The sequence below is a fragment of the Candidatus Binatia bacterium genome (assembly GCA_036563615.1).
Classification (GTDB): domain Bacteria; phylum Desulfobacterota; class Binatia; order UBA12015; family UBA12015; genus DATCMB01.
The window spans coordinates 34,193-51,219 of the sequence record DATCMB010000009.1 but is presented as its reverse complement, the minus strand read 5'-3'; the positions used below and the strand labels follow the sequence as shown (position 1 = coordinate 51,219).

General features: G+C 72.8%; 15 protein-coding genes. 6 read left to right on the top strand and 9 right to left on the bottom strand.

The window, feature by feature from the left end; all coding sequences use genetic code 11:
- The first annotated feature begins 163 nt into the window (after positions 1-163).
- Positions 164-589 (top strand): hypothetical protein, encoded by a 426-nt coding sequence (locus tag VIS07_07990; GenBank protein HEY8515438.1) that lies wholly within the window; start codon positions 164-166, stop codon positions 587-589.
- Between the two features lie 33 nt (positions 590-622).
- On the opposite strand, the gene VIS07_07985 is transcribed toward VIS07_07990, so the two are convergent.
- The 6 genes from VIS07_07985 to VIS07_07960 all read right to left on the bottom strand — a co-directional run bounded on the left by VIS07_07985 (position 623) and on the right by VIS07_07960 (position 6,780).
- A complete protein-coding gene (locus tag VIS07_07985; protein ID HEY8515437.1) occupies positions 623-847 on the bottom strand; it encodes a hypothetical protein in 225 nt (74 codons plus the stop codon).
- A 328-nt stretch (positions 848-1,175) separates the two neighbouring features.
- Positions 1,176-1,613, bottom strand: coding sequence for a DMT family transporter (locus VIS07_07980; GenBank protein HEY8515436.1), 438 nt, complete (start codon positions 1,611-1,613; stop codon positions 1,176-1,178).
- A gap of 99 nt (positions 1,614-1,712) precedes the next feature.
- The gene (locus VIS07_07975) at positions 1,713-2,672 is read right to left on the bottom strand and encodes a hypothetical protein (GenBank protein HEY8515435.1); all 960 of its coding nucleotides are present in this window, start codon (positions 2,670-2,672) and stop codon (positions 1,713-1,715) included.
- 339 nt (positions 2,673-3,011) lie between these two features.
- A complete protein-coding gene (locus tag VIS07_07970; protein ID HEY8515434.1) occupies positions 3,012-4,445 on the bottom strand; it encodes a sigma-54 dependent transcriptional regulator in 1,434 nt (477 codons plus the stop codon).
- An 8-nt stretch (positions 4,446-4,453) separates the two neighbouring features.
- On the bottom strand, positions 4,454-5,791 hold the full coding sequence (locus tag VIS07_07965) for an ATP-binding protein (protein HEY8515433.1): 1,338 nt from the start codon (positions 5,789-5,791) through the stop codon (positions 4,454-4,456).
- Positions 5,788-6,780: a hypothetical protein gene (locus tag VIS07_07960; GenBank protein ID HEY8515432.1), complete on the bottom strand. Its 993-nt coding sequence runs from the start codon at positions 6,778-6,780 to the stop codon at positions 5,788-5,790. The genes VIS07_07965 and VIS07_07960 overlap by 4 nt, the downstream gene beginning before the upstream one ends.
- A gap of 18 nt (positions 6,781-6,798) precedes the next feature.
- Between VIS07_07960 and lnt the strand changes: the two genes are divergently transcribed.
- A complete protein-coding gene (gene lnt / locus VIS07_07955; protein HEY8515431.1) occupies positions 6,799-8,346 on the top strand; it encodes an apolipoprotein N-acyltransferase in 1,548 nt (515 codons plus the stop codon).
- Here lnt and VIS07_07950 read toward each other — a convergent pair.
- Together VIS07_07950 and VIS07_07945 are read right to left on the bottom strand one after the other, a co-directional pair.
- Complete coding sequence (locus tag VIS07_07950; protein ID HEY8515430.1) at positions 8,278-9,327, bottom strand: hypothetical protein; 1,050 nt, start codon at positions 9,325-9,327, stop codon at positions 8,278-8,280. The genes lnt and VIS07_07950 overlap by 69 nt on opposite strands.
- A 248-nt stretch (positions 9,328-9,575) precedes the next feature.
- Positions 9,576-10,655, bottom strand: a complete 1,080-nt coding sequence (locus VIS07_07945) for a TIGR03857 family LLM class F420-dependent oxidoreductase (protein ID HEY8515429.1) — start codon at positions 10,653-10,655, stop codon at positions 9,576-9,578.
- Positions 10,656-10,833: 178 nt separating this feature from the next.
- Between VIS07_07945 and VIS07_07940 the strand changes: the two genes are divergently transcribed.
- From VIS07_07940 to VIS07_07925, 4 genes are read left to right on the top strand one after another with little or no spacing between them, the layout of a single operon-like run.
- The gene (locus VIS07_07940; GenBank protein HEY8515428.1) at positions 10,834-11,712 is read left to right on the top strand and encodes a cyclopropane-fatty-acyl-phospholipid synthase family protein; all 879 of its coding nucleotides are present in this window, start codon (positions 10,834-10,836) and stop codon (positions 11,710-11,712) included.
- Between the two features lie 23 nt (positions 11,713-11,735).
- The gene (locus tag VIS07_07935; GenBank protein HEY8515427.1) at positions 11,736-12,455 is read left to right on the top strand and encodes a Phenylacetic acid catabolic protein; all 720 of its coding nucleotides are present in this window, start codon (positions 11,736-11,738) and stop codon (positions 12,453-12,455) included.
- Between the two features lie 9 nt (positions 12,456-12,464).
- Positions 12,465-13,349 carry an alpha/beta fold hydrolase gene (locus tag VIS07_07930; GenBank protein ID HEY8515426.1) on the top strand — a complete coding sequence of 295 codons (885 nt, stop codon included), beginning with the start codon at positions 12,465-12,467 and terminating at the stop codon, positions 13,347-13,349.
- Complete coding sequence (locus tag VIS07_07925) at positions 13,346-14,410, top strand: acyl-CoA desaturase (GenBank protein ID HEY8515425.1); 1,065 nt, start codon at positions 13,346-13,348, stop codon at positions 14,408-14,410. The genes VIS07_07930 and VIS07_07925 overlap by 4 nt, the downstream gene beginning before the upstream one ends.
- Before the next feature lie 18 nt (positions 14,411-14,428).
- Here VIS07_07925 and VIS07_07920 read toward each other — a convergent pair whose 3' ends face one another.
- Positions 14,429-16,804, bottom strand: a complete 2,376-nt coding sequence (locus tag VIS07_07920; protein HEY8515424.1) for an MMPL family transporter — start codon at positions 16,802-16,804, stop codon at positions 14,429-14,431.
- Positions 16,805-17,027: the final 223 nt, after the last annotated feature.

Below are 17,027 nucleotides of genomic sequence, written 5' to 3'. Positions count from 1 at the left end.
CCGAGAGTTCATCGTCGTTTTCGCCGCGCCCGGCGGAAGCTCCTCGGCGCCGTCGGGCGCGGCGAGCTACGTCCCGGCAGCCGGTCACGATCCACGTCGAAGCCTCCGACCGGGGTGCGTCTTCCCGATCGAGATTCCGCCGCTGCGCGAGCGTCGCGGCGACGTGCGTCTGCTCGCCGAGCACTTCCTCGAGCAGCACGCCCGCCGCGTCGGCAAGGTCTTCCACGGCATCCGTCGCGAGTCGCTCGCGCTGCTCGAGAGCTACTCGTGGCCGGGAAACGTGCGCGAGCTGCAGAACGTGATCGGACGCTCGGTGATCTTGTCGGAGCCGGGCGAGCTGGCTCGACCCGTCGTGGCTCGCGCGCGACGTCGAGCGGACGCCGCGACCGCGCGGCGTCCTCGCCGAGACGCTGGTCGCGCAGGAGCGCGCGATGATCGAGCGGCGCTCGCCGAGAGCGGCGGCCGCATCTCGGGTCCGCGCGGCGCCGCGGCGCGCCTCGGCATGCCGCCCTCGACACTCGACTCGCGCATCCGCGCGCGAGGCATCGTCAAAGAGAGATTTCGGACGCCGTCGCCGCTCGGACTCTGACGGCGCCCGCAGCGCTCGGCTCCGCGCGCCCGCTCAGGAGTCGCCGAGACCGGCGGGCTGCGCGTCGGCGTCCGCGCGTGGGGTCGTCGGCCGCGCCGTGGGCCGCGGCGTCAGCGGGGAGCGCGCGCAGCGCGGACACACGGCCGGACCCGAGTCGCGCGCGACGCTCCAGTCGAGCCGCCAGCCCATGGCGCGCACCAGGTACGCGCTCGGCGCCTCGACGCCACAACCGCACACCTCGCAGGTCCACGAAGCCATCCGCCGCCTCACCCTCTCTCTGCCTCGCCGGCGCCGCGACCGACTGGCGCGTCAGGTAGCGTGTTCGGACGGCGGCTGTCCATCCGTAGAACTACCCGGATGCAGCATGCGATGGCGCCCGACGGAGCACATCGTGTGACGGAGCGCATCGCGTGCGGTCGGCGAGGGACCGCGTCGCGCGACGCTCGCCGCCGTCGAGCGAGCGTCTTGCCGGTACGCGAGTGGCGCTTGCGCGGACGCGGCTCCCGCGCGCGCGACCGCGAGCGCGCCGCGGCTCCTCCCTGCCGAGGTCGTCTGCGGGAAGACCCCAAGGGGTCGCGGACGCGTCTCAGCCGCGCAGCTTCGGCCACAGGACGAGCAGCGCGCCGACGAGCAGCAGCACGCCGCCCACGAGACGCGCGCCGGTCAGCGGGATGCGGTGCGGCACGCCGTAGTGATCGAGCGCGAGCGCCGAGACGAGCTGCGCGGTGACGACGAACGCCGTCGCCGCGCCGGCGCCGAGCCGCGGGAAGACGAACGCCGCGCAGGCGAGGATCGCGATGCCGTAGAAGCCGCCGAGGTAGAAGAACCACGGCGTCGGCTCCGAGGCGAAGAGCGGTCGCCGGTCGGTGAGCCAGAGAACGAACGTGCCGATCGCGACCACGAGCCCGTTCAGGAACACGGCGGCGAAGAGGCTCGTGCGCGCGGCGAGCGCGCCGTTGGTCACGCCCTGCAAGCAGACGCAGACGCCGGCGACGAGAGCGAGGACGATCAGGACGAGGATCATGGCGCGAGAGGATCGCAGAGCGCCGGAGGGCGCGCGAGCCGTCCTCGCCCCGTCGCGCGTGCGGCCCGACGCAGCGTCGGATCGTCCCGACCTCGTCGTCTACTTCACGTCCGGCGTCGGGCTCGGCTCCTCGTTAGGCGTCGGCGCGGGCGTCGGCGTCGGGCTCGCCGTCGGCTCCGGCGTGGGGCTCGGCGTCGGGCTCGCCGTCGGCTCCGGCGTGGGGGTCGGCGTCGGCGCGGGCGTCTCGGTGGGCACCGGCGTCGGCGACGGCGACGGCAGCGGCGGCGGCAGCTCCGCATAGTGCCCCTGCTTGCCCATGCGCACGCCGATCATCGCGAACTTGTTGCCGGCCGCGTCGAACGCGTCGACGCGCTTGATGCGGATCCGATCGCTCGGCCCGATGCCGAGCTTCATGCGCGGCCTGCCGTTGGGACGCGACTTGCCGCTGCGCACGTCGAAGGTGACGCGGAACACCTGCCACGGGCCGTCGTTCACCGACAGCTCGATCTCGGCGTAGTTGCCGTCGTTGTTCAGGCGCGCGCCGGTCGAGCGCGAGCGCAGCGCGTCGAAGCCGACGCTCCACTCGCCGTTCTTCTTGAGCAGCGTGTCGCCGCCGCGCGTGAAGCCGACGTCGCTCGCGGTGTCGACGACCCAGACGAGCGGCGCGGATAGGACGTGCGAGCTGCGCGGCTTCGTGCGCGAGCCGAGCGTCGCGACGACCTCGCCGAGATGGTCGACCACGCGAACGTCGTGCAGCTCGAGCTTGTCCTGGTCCTTGGTTTCGAAGCCGAGCGGCCAGTTCTGCTTGGCGGCCTTCAGCGGGTAGCGCATGCCGGGTCGCGGCACGCCGTTCACGCGGTAGTCGATGATCAGCGCGCCGTCGGGAGGAAACTGCGGCAGGTCGAGCGAGATCTTGCCGCCGCCCGACGGACGGATGAGCAGAAATCCGTTCGGCCGCTCGCCGTCGTGGCGGATCAGGTTCGCCTTGAGCTGCGCGCGGTGAGCGTGCGCGGCGTCCGTCAAAACGAAAATCGCGGCGAGCGTTGCGATGAGAGCCAAGGCTCGGGTCGAGCGGTGTCGGCGGCGCATACGGTGGTCCTCCCGTGCTGCGCCCGCGCGCGAGGCGGGCGCGCGCCGCCGCAGAGCAAGCCGCACGCCGAACGCGATGCGCCCGAGAAAGCAAAGAAACTCTGCGCTACGTCGACGCCGCCCGCGTCGACGCCGGCTCAGATCGACCGGCGCCGGGCGAGCCCGACCAGCAAGATTGGCTTGCGCGCCGCGTCGAGCGACGCGCACGCGTGCGACGCGTGCTCCGAGCGCGTGGCGCGGCTCGACCGCGCGGCGCCGTTCGCGCGCGCTCGGCGCGGGCCGAGCGTGCTCAAGGCAGCCGGCGCCCGCTCAGCGCAGGCCGTGCTTGCGCGCGCGGTAGCGCAGCAGCTCGCGGCTCACGCCGAGCCGACGCGCGGCGCGCGACACGTTGCCGTGCTCGTCCGCGAGCGCCTGCTGGATGAGCTGACGCTCGGCGGCCTCGAGCCCGAGCGGCGCCAGCGACGCGATGGACGCGCCGAGCGGCGCCGTCTGCCCGCCGAGCGACGCCGGCTGCGCAGCGAACGACGCCTGCGCGCCAAGCGACGCCGGCGGCTCGACCGGCGGCGCGAGCCGCAGGTGGTGCGCCTCGATCACCTCGCCGTCCGCCATCAGCGTCGCGCGCTCGATGACGTGCGCGAGCTCGCGCACGTTGCCGACCCAGCGCTCGCGCATGAGGCACGCGACCGCCTCGGGCGCGAGCGACTTCACCGGCCGCGCGTACTTGCGCGCATAGACCTCGAGGAAGTGGCGCGCGAGCAGCAGCACGTCGTCGCCGCGCGCGCGCAGCGGCGGCAGCGTCACGGTGAGCACGTTCAGCCCGTAGTAGAGGTCCGCGCGCAGCCGGCCCGCCGCGACCTCCGCGGCCGGGTCGCGGTTGGTCGCGGCGATGATGCGCACGTCGACCGCGACGTCCTGCAGGCTGCCGAGGCGACGCACCGTCTTCTCCTCGATCACCCGCAGCAGCTTCGCCTGCGCGTCGGGGCTGAGCTCGCCGATCTCGTCGAGGAAGATCGTGCCGCCGGCCGACACCTCGACCAGGCCCGGCTTCGCGGCGCGCGCGTCGGTGAACGCGCCGCGCTCGTAGCCGAAGAGCTCCGCCTCGATGAGGTCGCGCGGCAGCGCCGTGCAGTCGAGGACCATGAACGGACGCTTCGCGAGCGGGCTCGTCCGGTGCAGGACGCGCGCGAGCAGGCTCTTGCCGGTGCCGGTCTCGCCGAGCAGCAGCACCGACGGGTAGTCGCCGGCGCGCAGCCCGCCGAGCCGCGCCATGCGCGCGACGAAGTCGTGCACCGGGCGCATCGCCGGGCTGTCGCCGAGCAGCGCGTCGTCGCCCGCGCCGGACGCGGCCGTGCCTTGCAGGTGCTCGAAGCAGGCGCGCACGCGCGACTCGTCGAGCGCGCGCTCGATCAACAGCGCGAGCTCCTCGAGGTCGAGCGGCTTCTGAATGTAGTCGCGCGCGCCCGCCTTCATCGCGGCGACCGCGCTGTCGACCGAGCCGTACGCGGTCATGATGATGACCGGCAGCCGCGCGTCGCTCGCGTGCAGCTCGCGCAGGATCGCGACGCCGTCGTCCTCGCCGAGCCGCAGATCGAGCAGCACCAGGTCGGGACGCGAGCGCGCCACCGCGGCGCGCGCCTCGGCGGCGCTGGTCGCGACCACCGTCGCGTAGCTGCGACGCGCGAGGAAGCGGCCGATCGCTCGCGCGTGGGTTTCTTCGTCGTCGACGATCAGAACACTCGCCATGACGCTCCTCAGGGTGTCGGAAGACGGATCTCGACCGCCGTGCCCTTCTCCGGCCTTGCTGCGTGCAGCGAGATCGAACCGCCGTGCGCGCTGATGATCTTCTGCGAGAGCCAGAGGCCGATGCCGGTGCCCGACGGCTTGCTCGTCGAGAACGGGGTGAACAGCCGCGCGCGGCGCGTCGGCGGGATGCCGGGCCCCTCGTCGACCACGCGCACCACCACCGCGCCGGGCTCGGACGCGACGCTCATCTCGACGCGGCCCTGCGGCGGCGACGCCTCGATCGCGTTGGCGAGCACGGCGCTCACCACCTGCTCGAGCTTCGCCTCGTCGAACGGCACCGGACCCGTCGGGGCGAGCGACAGCGCGACCTCGACGCCCGTCTCGGCGAGCCGCGGGCGCGCGAGCTCGGCGCAGCGCGCGACGACCTCGTCGATCTGCCCCTCGCGACGCTCGAGCTGGACCGGGCTCGCCGAGCGCAGCAGGTCCGTCACCCACGCCGCGAGCCGGTCGCAGGCGCGCACGATGTCCTCGAAGGCGCCGCGGTGCGGGTCGTCGGGGCTCAGGTCGACGAGCTCGCCCTGCGCGGTCGCGCGAATGCTCGCCAGTGGATTGCGAATGTTGTGCGCGACGTATGCGCCGAGCTCGCCGAGCAGCGCGAAGCGCTCGCTCGCGACGAGTTCCTGCTGGATGCGCGCGAGCGAGCCCGCCATCTGGTTGATGTCGCGCGCGAGGCGCGCGAGCTCGTCCGTGCCGCCGAGCTCGATGCGGTGCGCGAGGTCGCCGGTGCGCATCACCTTCATGCCGCGCTCGAGCACTCGCACCGGCGCGACGAGCCAGGCGCGGATCGCGACCAGGAAAGCGAGGAAGGCCGCGATCACGATCACCACGATCGCGATCACGAGAGCGTGCGAGGTGCCGACCAGCCCGTCGGCATGCCGACGATGGCGCTGCAGCTCGCCGTCGTAGTACGCGCGCAGCTCGCGCGCGGCCGCGCGCAGCGCGTCCGGATCGCGCGCGCCGACCGCCGCCGCGACGCGCTCCACCACCTGCCCTTCGTCGCGGCTCTGCGCGTGGCGGCGCAGCTCGGCGAGCGCGTCGTCGAGCTCCTGCCCGACGCGCTCCGAGGCGCGGTCCGCAATGCGCTCCGCGTCGCGATCCGCGCTGCGCTCGAGCCCCGCCGCGACGTCGAGCAGCCGGTCGAGGCGCACGCCCTGCTCGGGGATGCGCGACAGGTCCTCGACCAGCACCTGCCAGCTGCCGACCGCCCAGTACGCCGCGACCGCGCACAGAAACGTCGCCTGCAGCGCGCCCAAGAAGAGCAGCGTGAGGCGCGCGCGCAGCGTCACGACGTCGCCTCCGCGACCCGCGGCCCGTCGGGTACCGCGAGAAACGCGACGCCGCTCAGGATCGGCATCAGCGCGACCGGCAGGACGATCCACGCCGGCGCGATCGGCTCCGTCATCAGCGGGTAGACGACGAGCACCAGCGCGCCGACGCTGCACGATCCGAGAACCGCCGCGAGCGCGATCGCGAGCTGCAGACGCGAGCGCCGCCCGGTGACCAGCGCGCCGATCAGCGATCCCGCGTAGAGCAGCGTCGCGTTGGCCAGCGTCAAGTACACGAGGTAGAGCAGCGCCAGGAACACGCCGGGACGCTCGCGCAGCACGATCAGCAGCACGCCGACGACCGCGAACAGCACGTACGCGCCGCGCACCGCGCGGGTCACCCACGCACGCCGCTGCCAGGGATACGCCGCCGCCAGGTGCAGCATCGCCGGCGGCACCGCGGCGAGCGACATCAGGTAGAGCGACGTGAAGCGCCAGGGGCCGTACTGGTCCGGACCCGTGATCAGGACGAGCCCGAACGAGGCGCAGGCCGCGTAGAGCGCGCGCAGCTCCGAGCGGTCGGGACGGATCGCGACCAGCACCGCGGCGGAGAGCACGAGGAAGGCGCCGACCACGAGCATCGGCGCGAACACCTCGCGGAAGTCCTGCCAGGTGAAGGTCCGCACCGGGATCGCGACGCGGAAGCTCTCGTCGTCACGCCGAAACGCGTAGGTGACGAGGTCGCCCGGCCGACGCGACGAGATCGCGCGCAGCACGTCGGAAGCGGATTGCGCAGGCACGTCGTCGACGGCCATGATCCGCGACCACTCGGTGCGCCGCAGCTGCGGATCCCGCCAGCTCGAGCTGCCGATCGACACGACGATGAGGTTGTCCGCGAACAGCAAGCCGGCGAAGGGGCGTCCGACCCAGAGCACGGCCTCGCGCACGCAGAGCACGAGCACGACCAGGATCACGCCGACCGACGCCGCGAGCCACCACGAACGCCGCACCGCGCGCGGGGAGCGAGCGTGATCCGCCACGACCTCGCGCTCCTCGGCTGCGCGCTGCTGAGCGGCGCCGTTCAAGCGCTCCTCCCGCGGCTGCCCGCGCAGGGCGCGCTCGCCTGCGTGGCGCTCGTGCCGCTGCTGGTCGCGACCTCGCGCGCGAGCGTCTCGCGGACGGTGCTCGCCGCGATCGCGTACGCGCTCGCGCTCGGCGAGATCGCGATCCTGCCGTGGCTCGGCCCGTCGCTCGGTCCGTACTTTGGATTGACCGGCGTGCGCTCGTACGCCCTCGCCGCCTCGACGGTCGTGCTGCTCGCGCTGCTGCACGGCGGCCTGCTCGGCGTCGCGCTCGCGCTGCGTCCGCGCCGCTCGCCCGTGCTGCTCGTCGTCTGGACGGCGGCGCTGTGGGCGTGCTGGGAGGCGCTGCGCTCGTACGTCCCACCGCGCTTTCCCGGCGCGGTGCTCGGCGTCTCGCTCGAGGACGCGCCGGCCCTCCTGCAGCTCGCGAGCGTGACCGGCGTCGCCGGCGTCACGGCGGTCGTGGTGGCGGCGAACGCCGGCGTCGCGGCGCTGCTTGCGCGCGACGAGCCGCGCGCCGCGCGCCTGCGCGCGTTCGCGACCGGCGTCGGGCTGGTCGTGCTCGCGACCCTCTGGGGAGCGACGCGGCTCGCCACGCCGCTCGCGACCGCCGAGCACGCGCCGCGCATCCTGGCGATCGACCTCGACGCGAGCGATGCGACGGAGAGCACGCTCGACCGCCTGCTCGCCGCGACCTCCGCGGCGATGGCGACGTCCCCCGACGTCCGCTTCGACGTCGTCCTCTGGCCCGAGTCGGCGCTCAACCTAGACCTCGCGCGCGACCGCGCCGCGTGGCGGCGGATCACGGAATTCCTCGAGCGCAGCGGCGCGACGCTCGTCACCGGCGGCGTGAGCTTCGAGCTCGACAAGCGCGGGCGCGCGCAGCGCTTCAACGCGCTGCACGTCCTCCGCCCGGGCTTCGGCATGCAGAGCTACCACAAGCGTCTCCTGGTCCCGCTCGCGGAGTCCTGGCCGGCGCTCCTCGGCGCGCCGCCCGCTTCGCTGGAGCCGGTGACCGCGGGCCGCACGCTGCGCACCTTCGACGTGGGCAGCACCCGCTTCGGCCCCGTCACCTGCTTCGAGATCGCAGACGGCGCGAGCGCGCGGCTGCTCGCCCGCGACGGCGCGGGCTTCCTCCTCAACCCGACCAACGACGCCTGGTTCCGCGGCACCGAGGCGCCGCATCTGCGCTGGGCGCGGATCCGCGCGATCGAGACCGGGCTTCCCGTCGTGCGCGTCGCGAACGCGGGCACGAGCGCCGTGTTCGATCCGCTGGGCCGCGAGATCGGGGCGAGCGCGCTCGACGCGCCGCCGGGTCGCGCGCTCAGTGCGGCCGTGCCGTCCGCGATCGCAACCCCGTACGTCGCCGTCGGCGAATGGTTCCTTCCGACCTGCGCCACGGTCGTGCTGCTCGGCGTCGCCTCGTCAGTGGTGGCCGTGCTCCGGCGGCGCCGCGCACTGGTTGCCGAAGCTGTCGTGGGTGATCGAGCCTAGCTCGTCCGCGATCATCGGCTCGGCCGAGACGTTCGCGAGCCGCAGCGGCAGCGGCGAGCCGTCGGCGACGTACGGCAGGATCTGCGAGCGCGGCCCGAGCGCCGACTCCTTGAGCGGCACCATCGCGACCAGGCTCAGCGCGTCGTTGAGGCCGCAGATGATCGCCGCGCCGCGATTGAGCTCGCGCACGTTGAACGACACGTTCGCGTCGCCGCCGTAGACGTTGATGCCGTTCAGCAGGAAGTCGCCGAAGTAGAACTTCGCCTTGCGCAGGTTGGTGTAGGACGCGTGCGGCAGGACGTCGTCGGGCTGCGCCTTGTTGGGCACCAGCGTGACGGCGAAGGCGATCTTCTGCGTCAGGTCGACCGGGCAGGTCGGCATCGGCATGCCCGGACCGAAGCGCGAGAACTCGAGCGGGATCCAGAGCCTGCGCGAGCGGTCGACGGCGGCGAGGACGGTCGCGTCCTGACCGCGCTCGAGGACCTCCAGGACGTCGTTCGCCGGCGGCAGCGCGACCGGCTGGCGCGCGCGCCACACCTTGCGCGGGCTGCGGATGATGATCTGCATCGGCCCGACGAGCATCCGGCCGACGACGTCGCGCGTGTCCGGAAACTCGAAGTAGAGCGTCGACGGGCTCACCGCGGTGACCGGGAACGGCGGCAGCACGACGCGCCGTCCGCCGCCGAGCGGGCGGAAGACGATCTGCACCGTGTTGCCGTCGGGCTCGACCGAGAAGCCGCGCCGCTGCGCCTGGCGCTCGTCGAGGAAGAAGCCGATCTCGTGCCCGGGGTGGACGAACGGGCTCGACACGAAGAGCCGGCTCGCGGCGCGCACCGGCGCCGGACGCGAGTCCGGGCAGCCGCTCGGCCACTTGATGGCGAGGCCGTCCCGCGGGCTCGCGCCGATGAGCGCTGCGGCGGCGAGCAGGACGACGGCGGCCTGTCGACGAGGCGTCGATCGTAAGCAAGGGCGGAGCGCCATGGGCGGGTTCTCCTTCGGTTCCGGACGGCGTGGTACTCGCGCGACGAGCAAGGCCGCGACCACAGCAAGAAGCAAGGAATTTTGGTGGAAGGGAAGCGGAAATGTGCGCCCTCGACCGGTCGGGCTGGTTCGGATGAACCAGGACCGGCTCGCCTCGCCCACCGTCGGTCGGTCTGCTGCGGCGCCCCGTCGGCGCCCGGCGGTTCTCGCGCGGCCGCTCCTCGCCGCGGCCGCTCAGCCGGCGCGCCTCACGCCGGGCGACCGGTGCCGTCGATCCCGCGCGTCGCCGGTCGACGCCGCGCGTACGCCTCGACCGCCGGCGCGAGCTCGTGCGGCAGGCTCGCGTGCAGGATCACGCCGTCCGCCCCGGCCGCGAACTGGTCCTCGATCCGCTGCGCGCACTCCTCCGGACCACCCACCGCGGCCGGGAGCCACTCGGCCGGGATCAGGTCGCGGATCTGCCGGAGCTGGTCGGTGGTGGCGACCGAGTCGATCGCGCCCGGCATCGACCTGACGACGTCGCTCGCGCGGAAGCGCTCGAGCACCGCCGGGTCCCAGCGGTTGAGGTTGACCAGCAGCTCGCCGTAGCCGGGCGCTTGCAGGTAGGTCGCCATGCGCGCCGTGAGCAGCTTCAGCATGCGCTCCTCGGACGCGTTGCACGCGACGGCGAGCACGGACCACACGCGCACGGAGGAAGGATCCCGCCCCGCCCGCTCGGCGCCGCGGCGCATCAGCGCGACCGCGCGTGAGAGAGCTTCGTCCGTGATGAAGGTGTGCAGGATCACGCCGTCGAACACGCTGCCCGCGAACTCGAGGCTCTTCTCGCCGAACGCCGCCATCAAGATCGGAATTCGCTCCTGGAGCCAGCTCGCCTGGTGCAGGTAGGGGAACTTGCCGAGCGTCGAGTCGTGCCCGACCACGTGCTCGCCGCTCCACAGCCGGCGCATCAGCGACGCGAAGTCGGCGAGCTTGCGGTTCGTGACCGCCGGCAGGCCGAGCATCGCCGAGCGCACCGCGATGCCGCGGCCGATGCCGAGCGCGAAGCGTCCGCCGGAGAGCCGGCTCACGGTGGTCGCGAGGCTCGCGAGCAGGAGCGGGTGGCGCGTGTCGACGTTGGTGACGCCGGTGCCGATCCAGATCCGCTCGGTCACCGCGGCCGCGGCGCCGGCGAGCGCGCCTGCTTCCTTGACGTCGAAGCGCTCGGAGATCCACGCGGAGCCGAGCCCGAGCGCTTCGGCCGCACGCACCTCGTCGAGCAGGTCGCGCGGTCGGTCGGTGTGACCGGGTAGCAGATAGATGCCGAGCTCCGGCAGCCGGACCGTGTTCATCGCGCGACCTCCTCCGTGCGCGTGCGTGTCGTGCTCGTCGTTTCGTCCTGCACGCGCGTCGGCGGATCATAGTGCGCGCCGCGCCTCGCGCGAAACTCGACGCGCGGGTGCTGCGCGCGTCGTCTTATGTATCGCCTGCCATGGTCGGCGCGCGCGCGACGCACTAGACCCGCGTCGCATGACGACGCTCGACGACACGCTCGCCGCAACCGCCGGCGCCTCCCGCGCCGCGATCGAGTTCCACTACGACGTCGGCACCGCGTTCTACCGGCTGTGGCTCGGCGACGAGCTCACGTACTCGTGCGCGATGTTCGAGGACGGCGACGACCTCGAGGCGGCGCAAGGGCGCAAGATCGACTTCCACGCGCGCGCGTCGGGAGCGATCGGCGCGGCGAGCGTGCTCGACGTCGGCTGCGGCTGGGGATCGACGATGCGGCGTCTCGTCGAGCGGCACGGCGTCGAGCGCGTCACCGGTCTCACGCTGAGCCGCGACCAGGCGGCGTACGTCGAGCGGCAGCGTCTCGCGCGCGTCACCGTGCGCCTCGAGAGCTGGGAGCAGCACGAGCCCGCTGCGCCCTACGACGCGATCGTCTCGATCGGCGCCTTCGAGCACTTCGCGCGCCGGGATCTCCCGCGTGCGCAGAAGGTCGCGACGTACCGGCGCTTCTTCGCGCGCTGCCGGGACTGGCTGCGCCCCGGCGGCGCGCTGTCTCTGCAGACCATCGCCTACGGGACGCTCCGTCCCGAGCAGATCTCGCCGTTCATCACCGGCGAGGTGTTTCCCGAGTCGGACCTGCCGGCGCTCGGCGAGATCGTCGAGGCCGCGGACGGCCTGCTCGAGATCACGCGCCTGCGCAACGACCGCATGGACTACGCGCGCACGTGCCGCGAGTGGGCGCGGCGGCTCGCGGCGCAACGTGACGCTGCGGAGGCGCTCGTCGGCCGCGCGCGGGTCGAGACCTACGACCGCTTCCTGCGCATGTCGGCGAAGGGGTTCGCGAGCGGCGGTCTCGTGCTGCTGCGCATCACGCTGCGCAGAATCGACGGCGTCGCGTGACGCCGAGGAGGAAGGGGGGAGCCATGGCGGAGAACATCGTCGTCGAGAGTCCGGACGAGCTCGCGCAGATGCCGGACGAGTACAAGCAGGTCCTGCTGCACCAGATGCTCGCGCACACCGAGGGCGAGCTCATGGGCGTCGCCGAGTACCTGCGCATCTCGGAGATCGCGCCCAACGCCCACGAGAAGATGTACTGCTACGAGGGCGCGCGCGACGAGATGCTGCACTACATCGTCAGCGCCGAGGTGCTCGACGCGATCGGCGTCGACACCTCGTACATGCTGCGTCCCGACGCGGCGCGCACCGCCTACCCGCACGACTGGCTGTCGGGCAAGACGACGTGGGCCGAGCGCGGCATCACGTCGTGGCTCGCCGAGTGGGGCGCCCTCGAGATCATCCACGAGATGGCCGAGAGCAGCTACCGCCCGTGGGCGGCGATCATGCCGCGCATCATCGCCGACGAGACGCGCCACACCGAGCACGGTCGTCGCATCACCGAGCAGGCGCTGCAGACCGCCGAGGGTCGCGAGGCCGTGCAGCGCGCGCTCGATCGCATGTGGCCCGAGGTGCTCGACATGTTCGGTCGCAGCGACTCGGAGCGCTCGCGCCTCGCCGTCAAGTGGGGAATCCGCGTGCGCAGCAACGAGGAGGCGCGCCAGCAGTTCGCGGCCCGTGCGCGCGCCGCGCTGCGCGAGCTCGACCTCCAGCCGCCCGACGACCGCCTGAACCGCAAGTTCCTCTAGGAGCCAGGCGTGGAGAAGGAGCTCTTCATCCGCTGCGGCGACGGGCGCACGCTCGCGGCCTCGCTGCACGGCGACGGCGCGCGCGCGGAGCTCGTCGCGGTGGTCGCGGGTGCGACCGGCGTGCGCCGGCGTCTCTACCGCGCGTACGCGGAGCACCTGAGCTCGCGCGGCATCGCGACGCTCACCTTCGACTACCGCGGCGTCGGCGGCTCGCGCGGCGGCAGCCTGCGGCGCGACCCCGCGCGTCTCGCCGACTGGGGTCGGCTCGACCTCACGGCGGCGCTCGACTGGGCCGGAGCGGAGCTCGGCGCGCGTCGGCTGTGCGTCGTCGCGCACAGCGTCGGCGGTCAGGTGCTGCCGCTGGTCGCGCGGCCCGAGCGCATCGACGCGGTGGTCTACGTCGCCGCGCAGGAAGGCTACTTCGGGCACTGGCCGATGCCGCTGCGGCTCGTCTTCCTGCTGCTCTGCGCGGCCGCCATGCCGGGTCTGGTTCGCGCCGCGGGCTTCCTGCCGGCGCGCCTGCTGCGGCTCGGCGAGGACCTGCCGCCCGGCGTCGGACGCGACTGGGCGCGCTGGGCGCGAAGTCGCGGCTACATGCAGCGTGCGCCGCTCTACGACCGGATTGCCGCGCCGGCGCTGGCGTACGACTTCGCGGACGATCCTCTCGCGCCACGTCGGGCGGTGGACGCGCTGCTCGCGAGCCAGCCGCGGCTCGTGGTGACGAGACGACACGTGACGCCGGGCGACCTCGGCGTCAAGCACATCGGGCACTTCGGCTTCTTCCGTCGTGAGACCGGTGGCGCGCTGTGGGCCGAGTCGGCGGACTGGCTGCTCGAGGTTTCCGCTGCGGGCGCGTGCTCGGGTGAAGGCAGCGCGGTGCGAGGTGCGTCGTGAGCGCGGCGCAGGACGTCGGCTCCGTCGCGGGCTCGGTCGGGCGCGTGCGTGGTGCGCGTGCGCTGCCGCCGGGGGCGGTCCGCATTCCTTCGCCGCGCGCGCGTGCGATCGAGCGCGCGGTGCTGCTGGTGATCACGGTCGTGCCCGCGATCGGCGCCGTCGTTGGCGTGTGGCTGCTCGTGTCGGGACGGCTCGGGGCGGCGCAGCACGCGATCTTCGCCGGCATGTACCTCTTCACGGGCTTCGGCATCACCCTCGGCTACCACCGGCTCCTCGCGCACCGCGCGTTTCGCACGGGACGCGTTCTGCGCGGCGTGCTCGCCGTCGCCGGCGCGATGGCGATCCAGGGTCCGGTGATGCGCTGGGTCGCGGACCACCGCCGGCACCACGGCTGGACGGACCGCGAGGGAGATCCGCACTCGCCGCACGTCGTGCAGCGCGCGGCTGGCGGGGGAGCCGAGTCTGCATTGCAGCCCGACGCCGGCTCGCAGCGCGACGTTTGCGTGCAGCGCGACGCCGGCGCGCCGCCCGCACGCAGCACGGCGCGCGGCCTCTGGCACGCGCACATCGGCTGGTTCTTCGCCGAGGAGAAGACGGCGGTGCGCCGCTTCGCCGCCGACCTCGTGCGCGACCTGATCATCGTCGCGATCGACCGGCTCTACCCGCTGTGGATGCTGCTCTCGCTCGCGATTCCGACGGCGCTCGGGCTCGCGATCGAGGGGCCCACCGGCGCCTGGCAGGCGCTCGCGTGGGGCGGCCTCACGCGCGTGTTCGTCGTGCAGCACGTCACGTGGAGCATCAACTCGATCGGCCACAGCTTCGGCCCGCGGCCGTTTTCCACCGACGACGCGAGCCGCAACTGCTGGCTGCTCGGCTGGCTCGCGCTCGGCGAGGGTTGGCACAACAACCACCACGCGTTTCCGCGCGCGGCCGTGCACGGCTTTCGCCGCCACGAGATCGACCCGAGCGGCGTCGTGCTGCGCGCGCTCGAGCGAGCCGGACTCGCCTGGGATCTCCGCCGTCCGCCCGCGGCGGCGGCATCGACAGGGAAGAAAGGATGAGGAACGCGAGCTCGGCGCTCAGCCCGCCGCCGACACGCGCAGCGGCGCCGCGCCCTCCCAGCGCTCGATCCGCGGCCACAGGAAGCGCGGGTTGGTGAGCGCCACCACCGCCGGCAGCAGCACGATCGTGCTCAGCGCCGACACCACCATGGCGAGCGCGACGAGGCCGCCGAGGCGCAGGTGGAAGGCGAAGCCCGTCAGCCCGAGCATGCCGTAGCCGACCGCGATCGCGGTCGCGACGAAGAGGATCGCCTTGCCCGACGTCATCAGCGCGCGCTGCAGCGCCTCGCCGAGGTACGCGGTGCGGGAGAGCTCCTCGCGCAGGCGGAACAGGAGGTAGATCGCGTAGTCGGCGCCGATCCCGACCGCCATCGCGGAGATCGCCGAGGTCGCGTCGTCGAGGTTCATGCGGAGCAGACCCATGACGCCGAAGTTGACCGCGACCGTGAACGCGAGCGGCAGCGCGACCAGCAGACCGCCGAACAGCGAGCGCAGGAAGAGCGACGCGACCCCGACGGTGATCAGCGCGATCTGCGCCATGTTCCAGAGCTTGCCCTCGACCATCACGTCGGTCGACGCGACGGCGGAGCCGAGCGTTCCGGTGAAGCGCACCGTGTAGCCCGGCGGGAAGGTGCGCGCGACCTCCTCCTCGACTTTCTGGATCAGCGCCTCGGCGAGCTGCGTCTTGTCGTCGCGCACGAAGATCCGCACCACGGCGCTGCGACGCGCGGGATCGATGATCGTGTCGAAGACGCCAGCGCTCCCGGACAGCGAGTAGAGGAAGAGGTACTGCGCGGCGAGCTCGCGCGTGTCGGGGAGCGGCGTGATGTTCTCCGCGCCGGCGCTGAGCGCGTGGTGGAAGGTGCGCAAGAAGTCGACGTAGGAGACCGCCTTGCCGACCTGCGGCTCCTGCTCGAGCGTGCGCTCGAGCTGGTCGATCGCGCGCAGGATCGCGGGCTCGGCGAGGTCGCCCTCCCCTTGCCCCTCGATCAGGAGCTCGAGCGTGTTGGTGCCGGAGAAGGCCGTGTTGAGCCGCCGGTCGGCGTGCCGGATGGGCTCGTCCTCGCCGAACAGGCGCTTGACGCTCATGTCGACCTCGACCCGCGTCGCGCTCACCAGGCACGCGATCACGACGACGAGCCCGCCGAGCAGGACGCGACCCGGCGCCACGATCGCCGCGCGCGCCGACGCGCCGAGCAGCGCCTCGAGCCAGGGGTGCGACTCCGCCTCGCGCTCGCGCTCGCGACGCCGCGGCACCGGCAGCATCGCACGCACCGCAGGGATGATGGTCAGCTCGATCACCAGCGCCGACACCACGCCGGCCGCGGTGAAGATGCCGAACGTCCGGATGGTCGCCGTGCGGAAGGTGGCAAGCGAAAGAAACGACAGCGACGCGACGAGGCCCGCCGCGATCATCACCGGCCCGACGCGCGACAGCGACTCGACGATTGCGGTCTCGACGTCGCCCGTCTGCTCGAGCTCCTCGTAGAAGCGCTTCAGGATCTGCACCGCGTGCCCCGCGCCGACGGCGAGGATCAGGATCGGCGTCGTCGTGTTGTACGGATCGAGCGGCACGCCGAAGAGACCCATCAGGCCCATCGCCCAGATCACCGCGAGCAGCGCCGTGACGAGCGGCAGGAACAAAGCCTGCAGCGTGCGGAACGCGTGGTAGTGGATCAGCCCGATCACGAGCAGCGCGAGCGGCAGGAAGTAGAGCAGCCGGCTGCCGTAGATCTCGACCTCGGCGAGGATGACGACCGGCCCCGCGAGCACGTACTCGAACGTGCCGTCGTCCATCCCGGCGAGCGTCTTGCGGACCGAGGCGACGATCTGTCCGTAGCCCGGCGCCTCGGGCGTGAGCTCGAAGTCGACGAAGATGCTCGCCGCCGAACGATCCGCGGTGACCAACGTACCGACGAAGGACGGCTCGGCGAACGCCCGTCGCTCGACCTCCTTGGCGCCCGCGAGGTCGACCGGCGGCGTCTTCATCACGGGCTCGAGCTCGACGCTCGCTTCGGTACCCGCGACATACTTGACGTTCGACGAAGCGAGGCTCTGCACCAATGCTGGCTTGACGCCCGGGAGCTGTGAGATGCGCTCCGTCGCTTCGTGCAGCCGCTCGAGGAAGTGCGGCGTGAAGACGTCGCCGTCCTTCGGAAACAGCCCGACGACGACGACGTTGTACGAGTCGAACAGGCGCTTCACCTCCTGCGCCGTCTGCATGTACGGATGCTCTTGCGGCAGCAGGCGGTCCGGGTCGACCTCGAGGTAGAGACGCGTCGAGGCGGCGGCGAGGCAGGCGGTGATCACCATGACGGCGGCGATCACGGTGCGACGCCAGCGCACGACCCATGCGGCGTAACGGGCAACCAGGTTCGCGATTCGGGTGCGCATGGCGGGCGGGATCCTACACCACGAGGCCTCGGGCGACGAAACGAAATGTGCCCGACGAGCGCGTCTTCGGAGGTCAGCGGAAGGCGCGCGCGCGAGCGGCGTGAAGGAGTCGCGACGCCCGCTCGATGCGATGCGTTGCGACCGCTTTGCGACGCGATGCGACGCGCGCTTGCGACGCGATGCGCCGATCTCGCGGCGCGATCGGCGTGCTGGACGCTCGGGC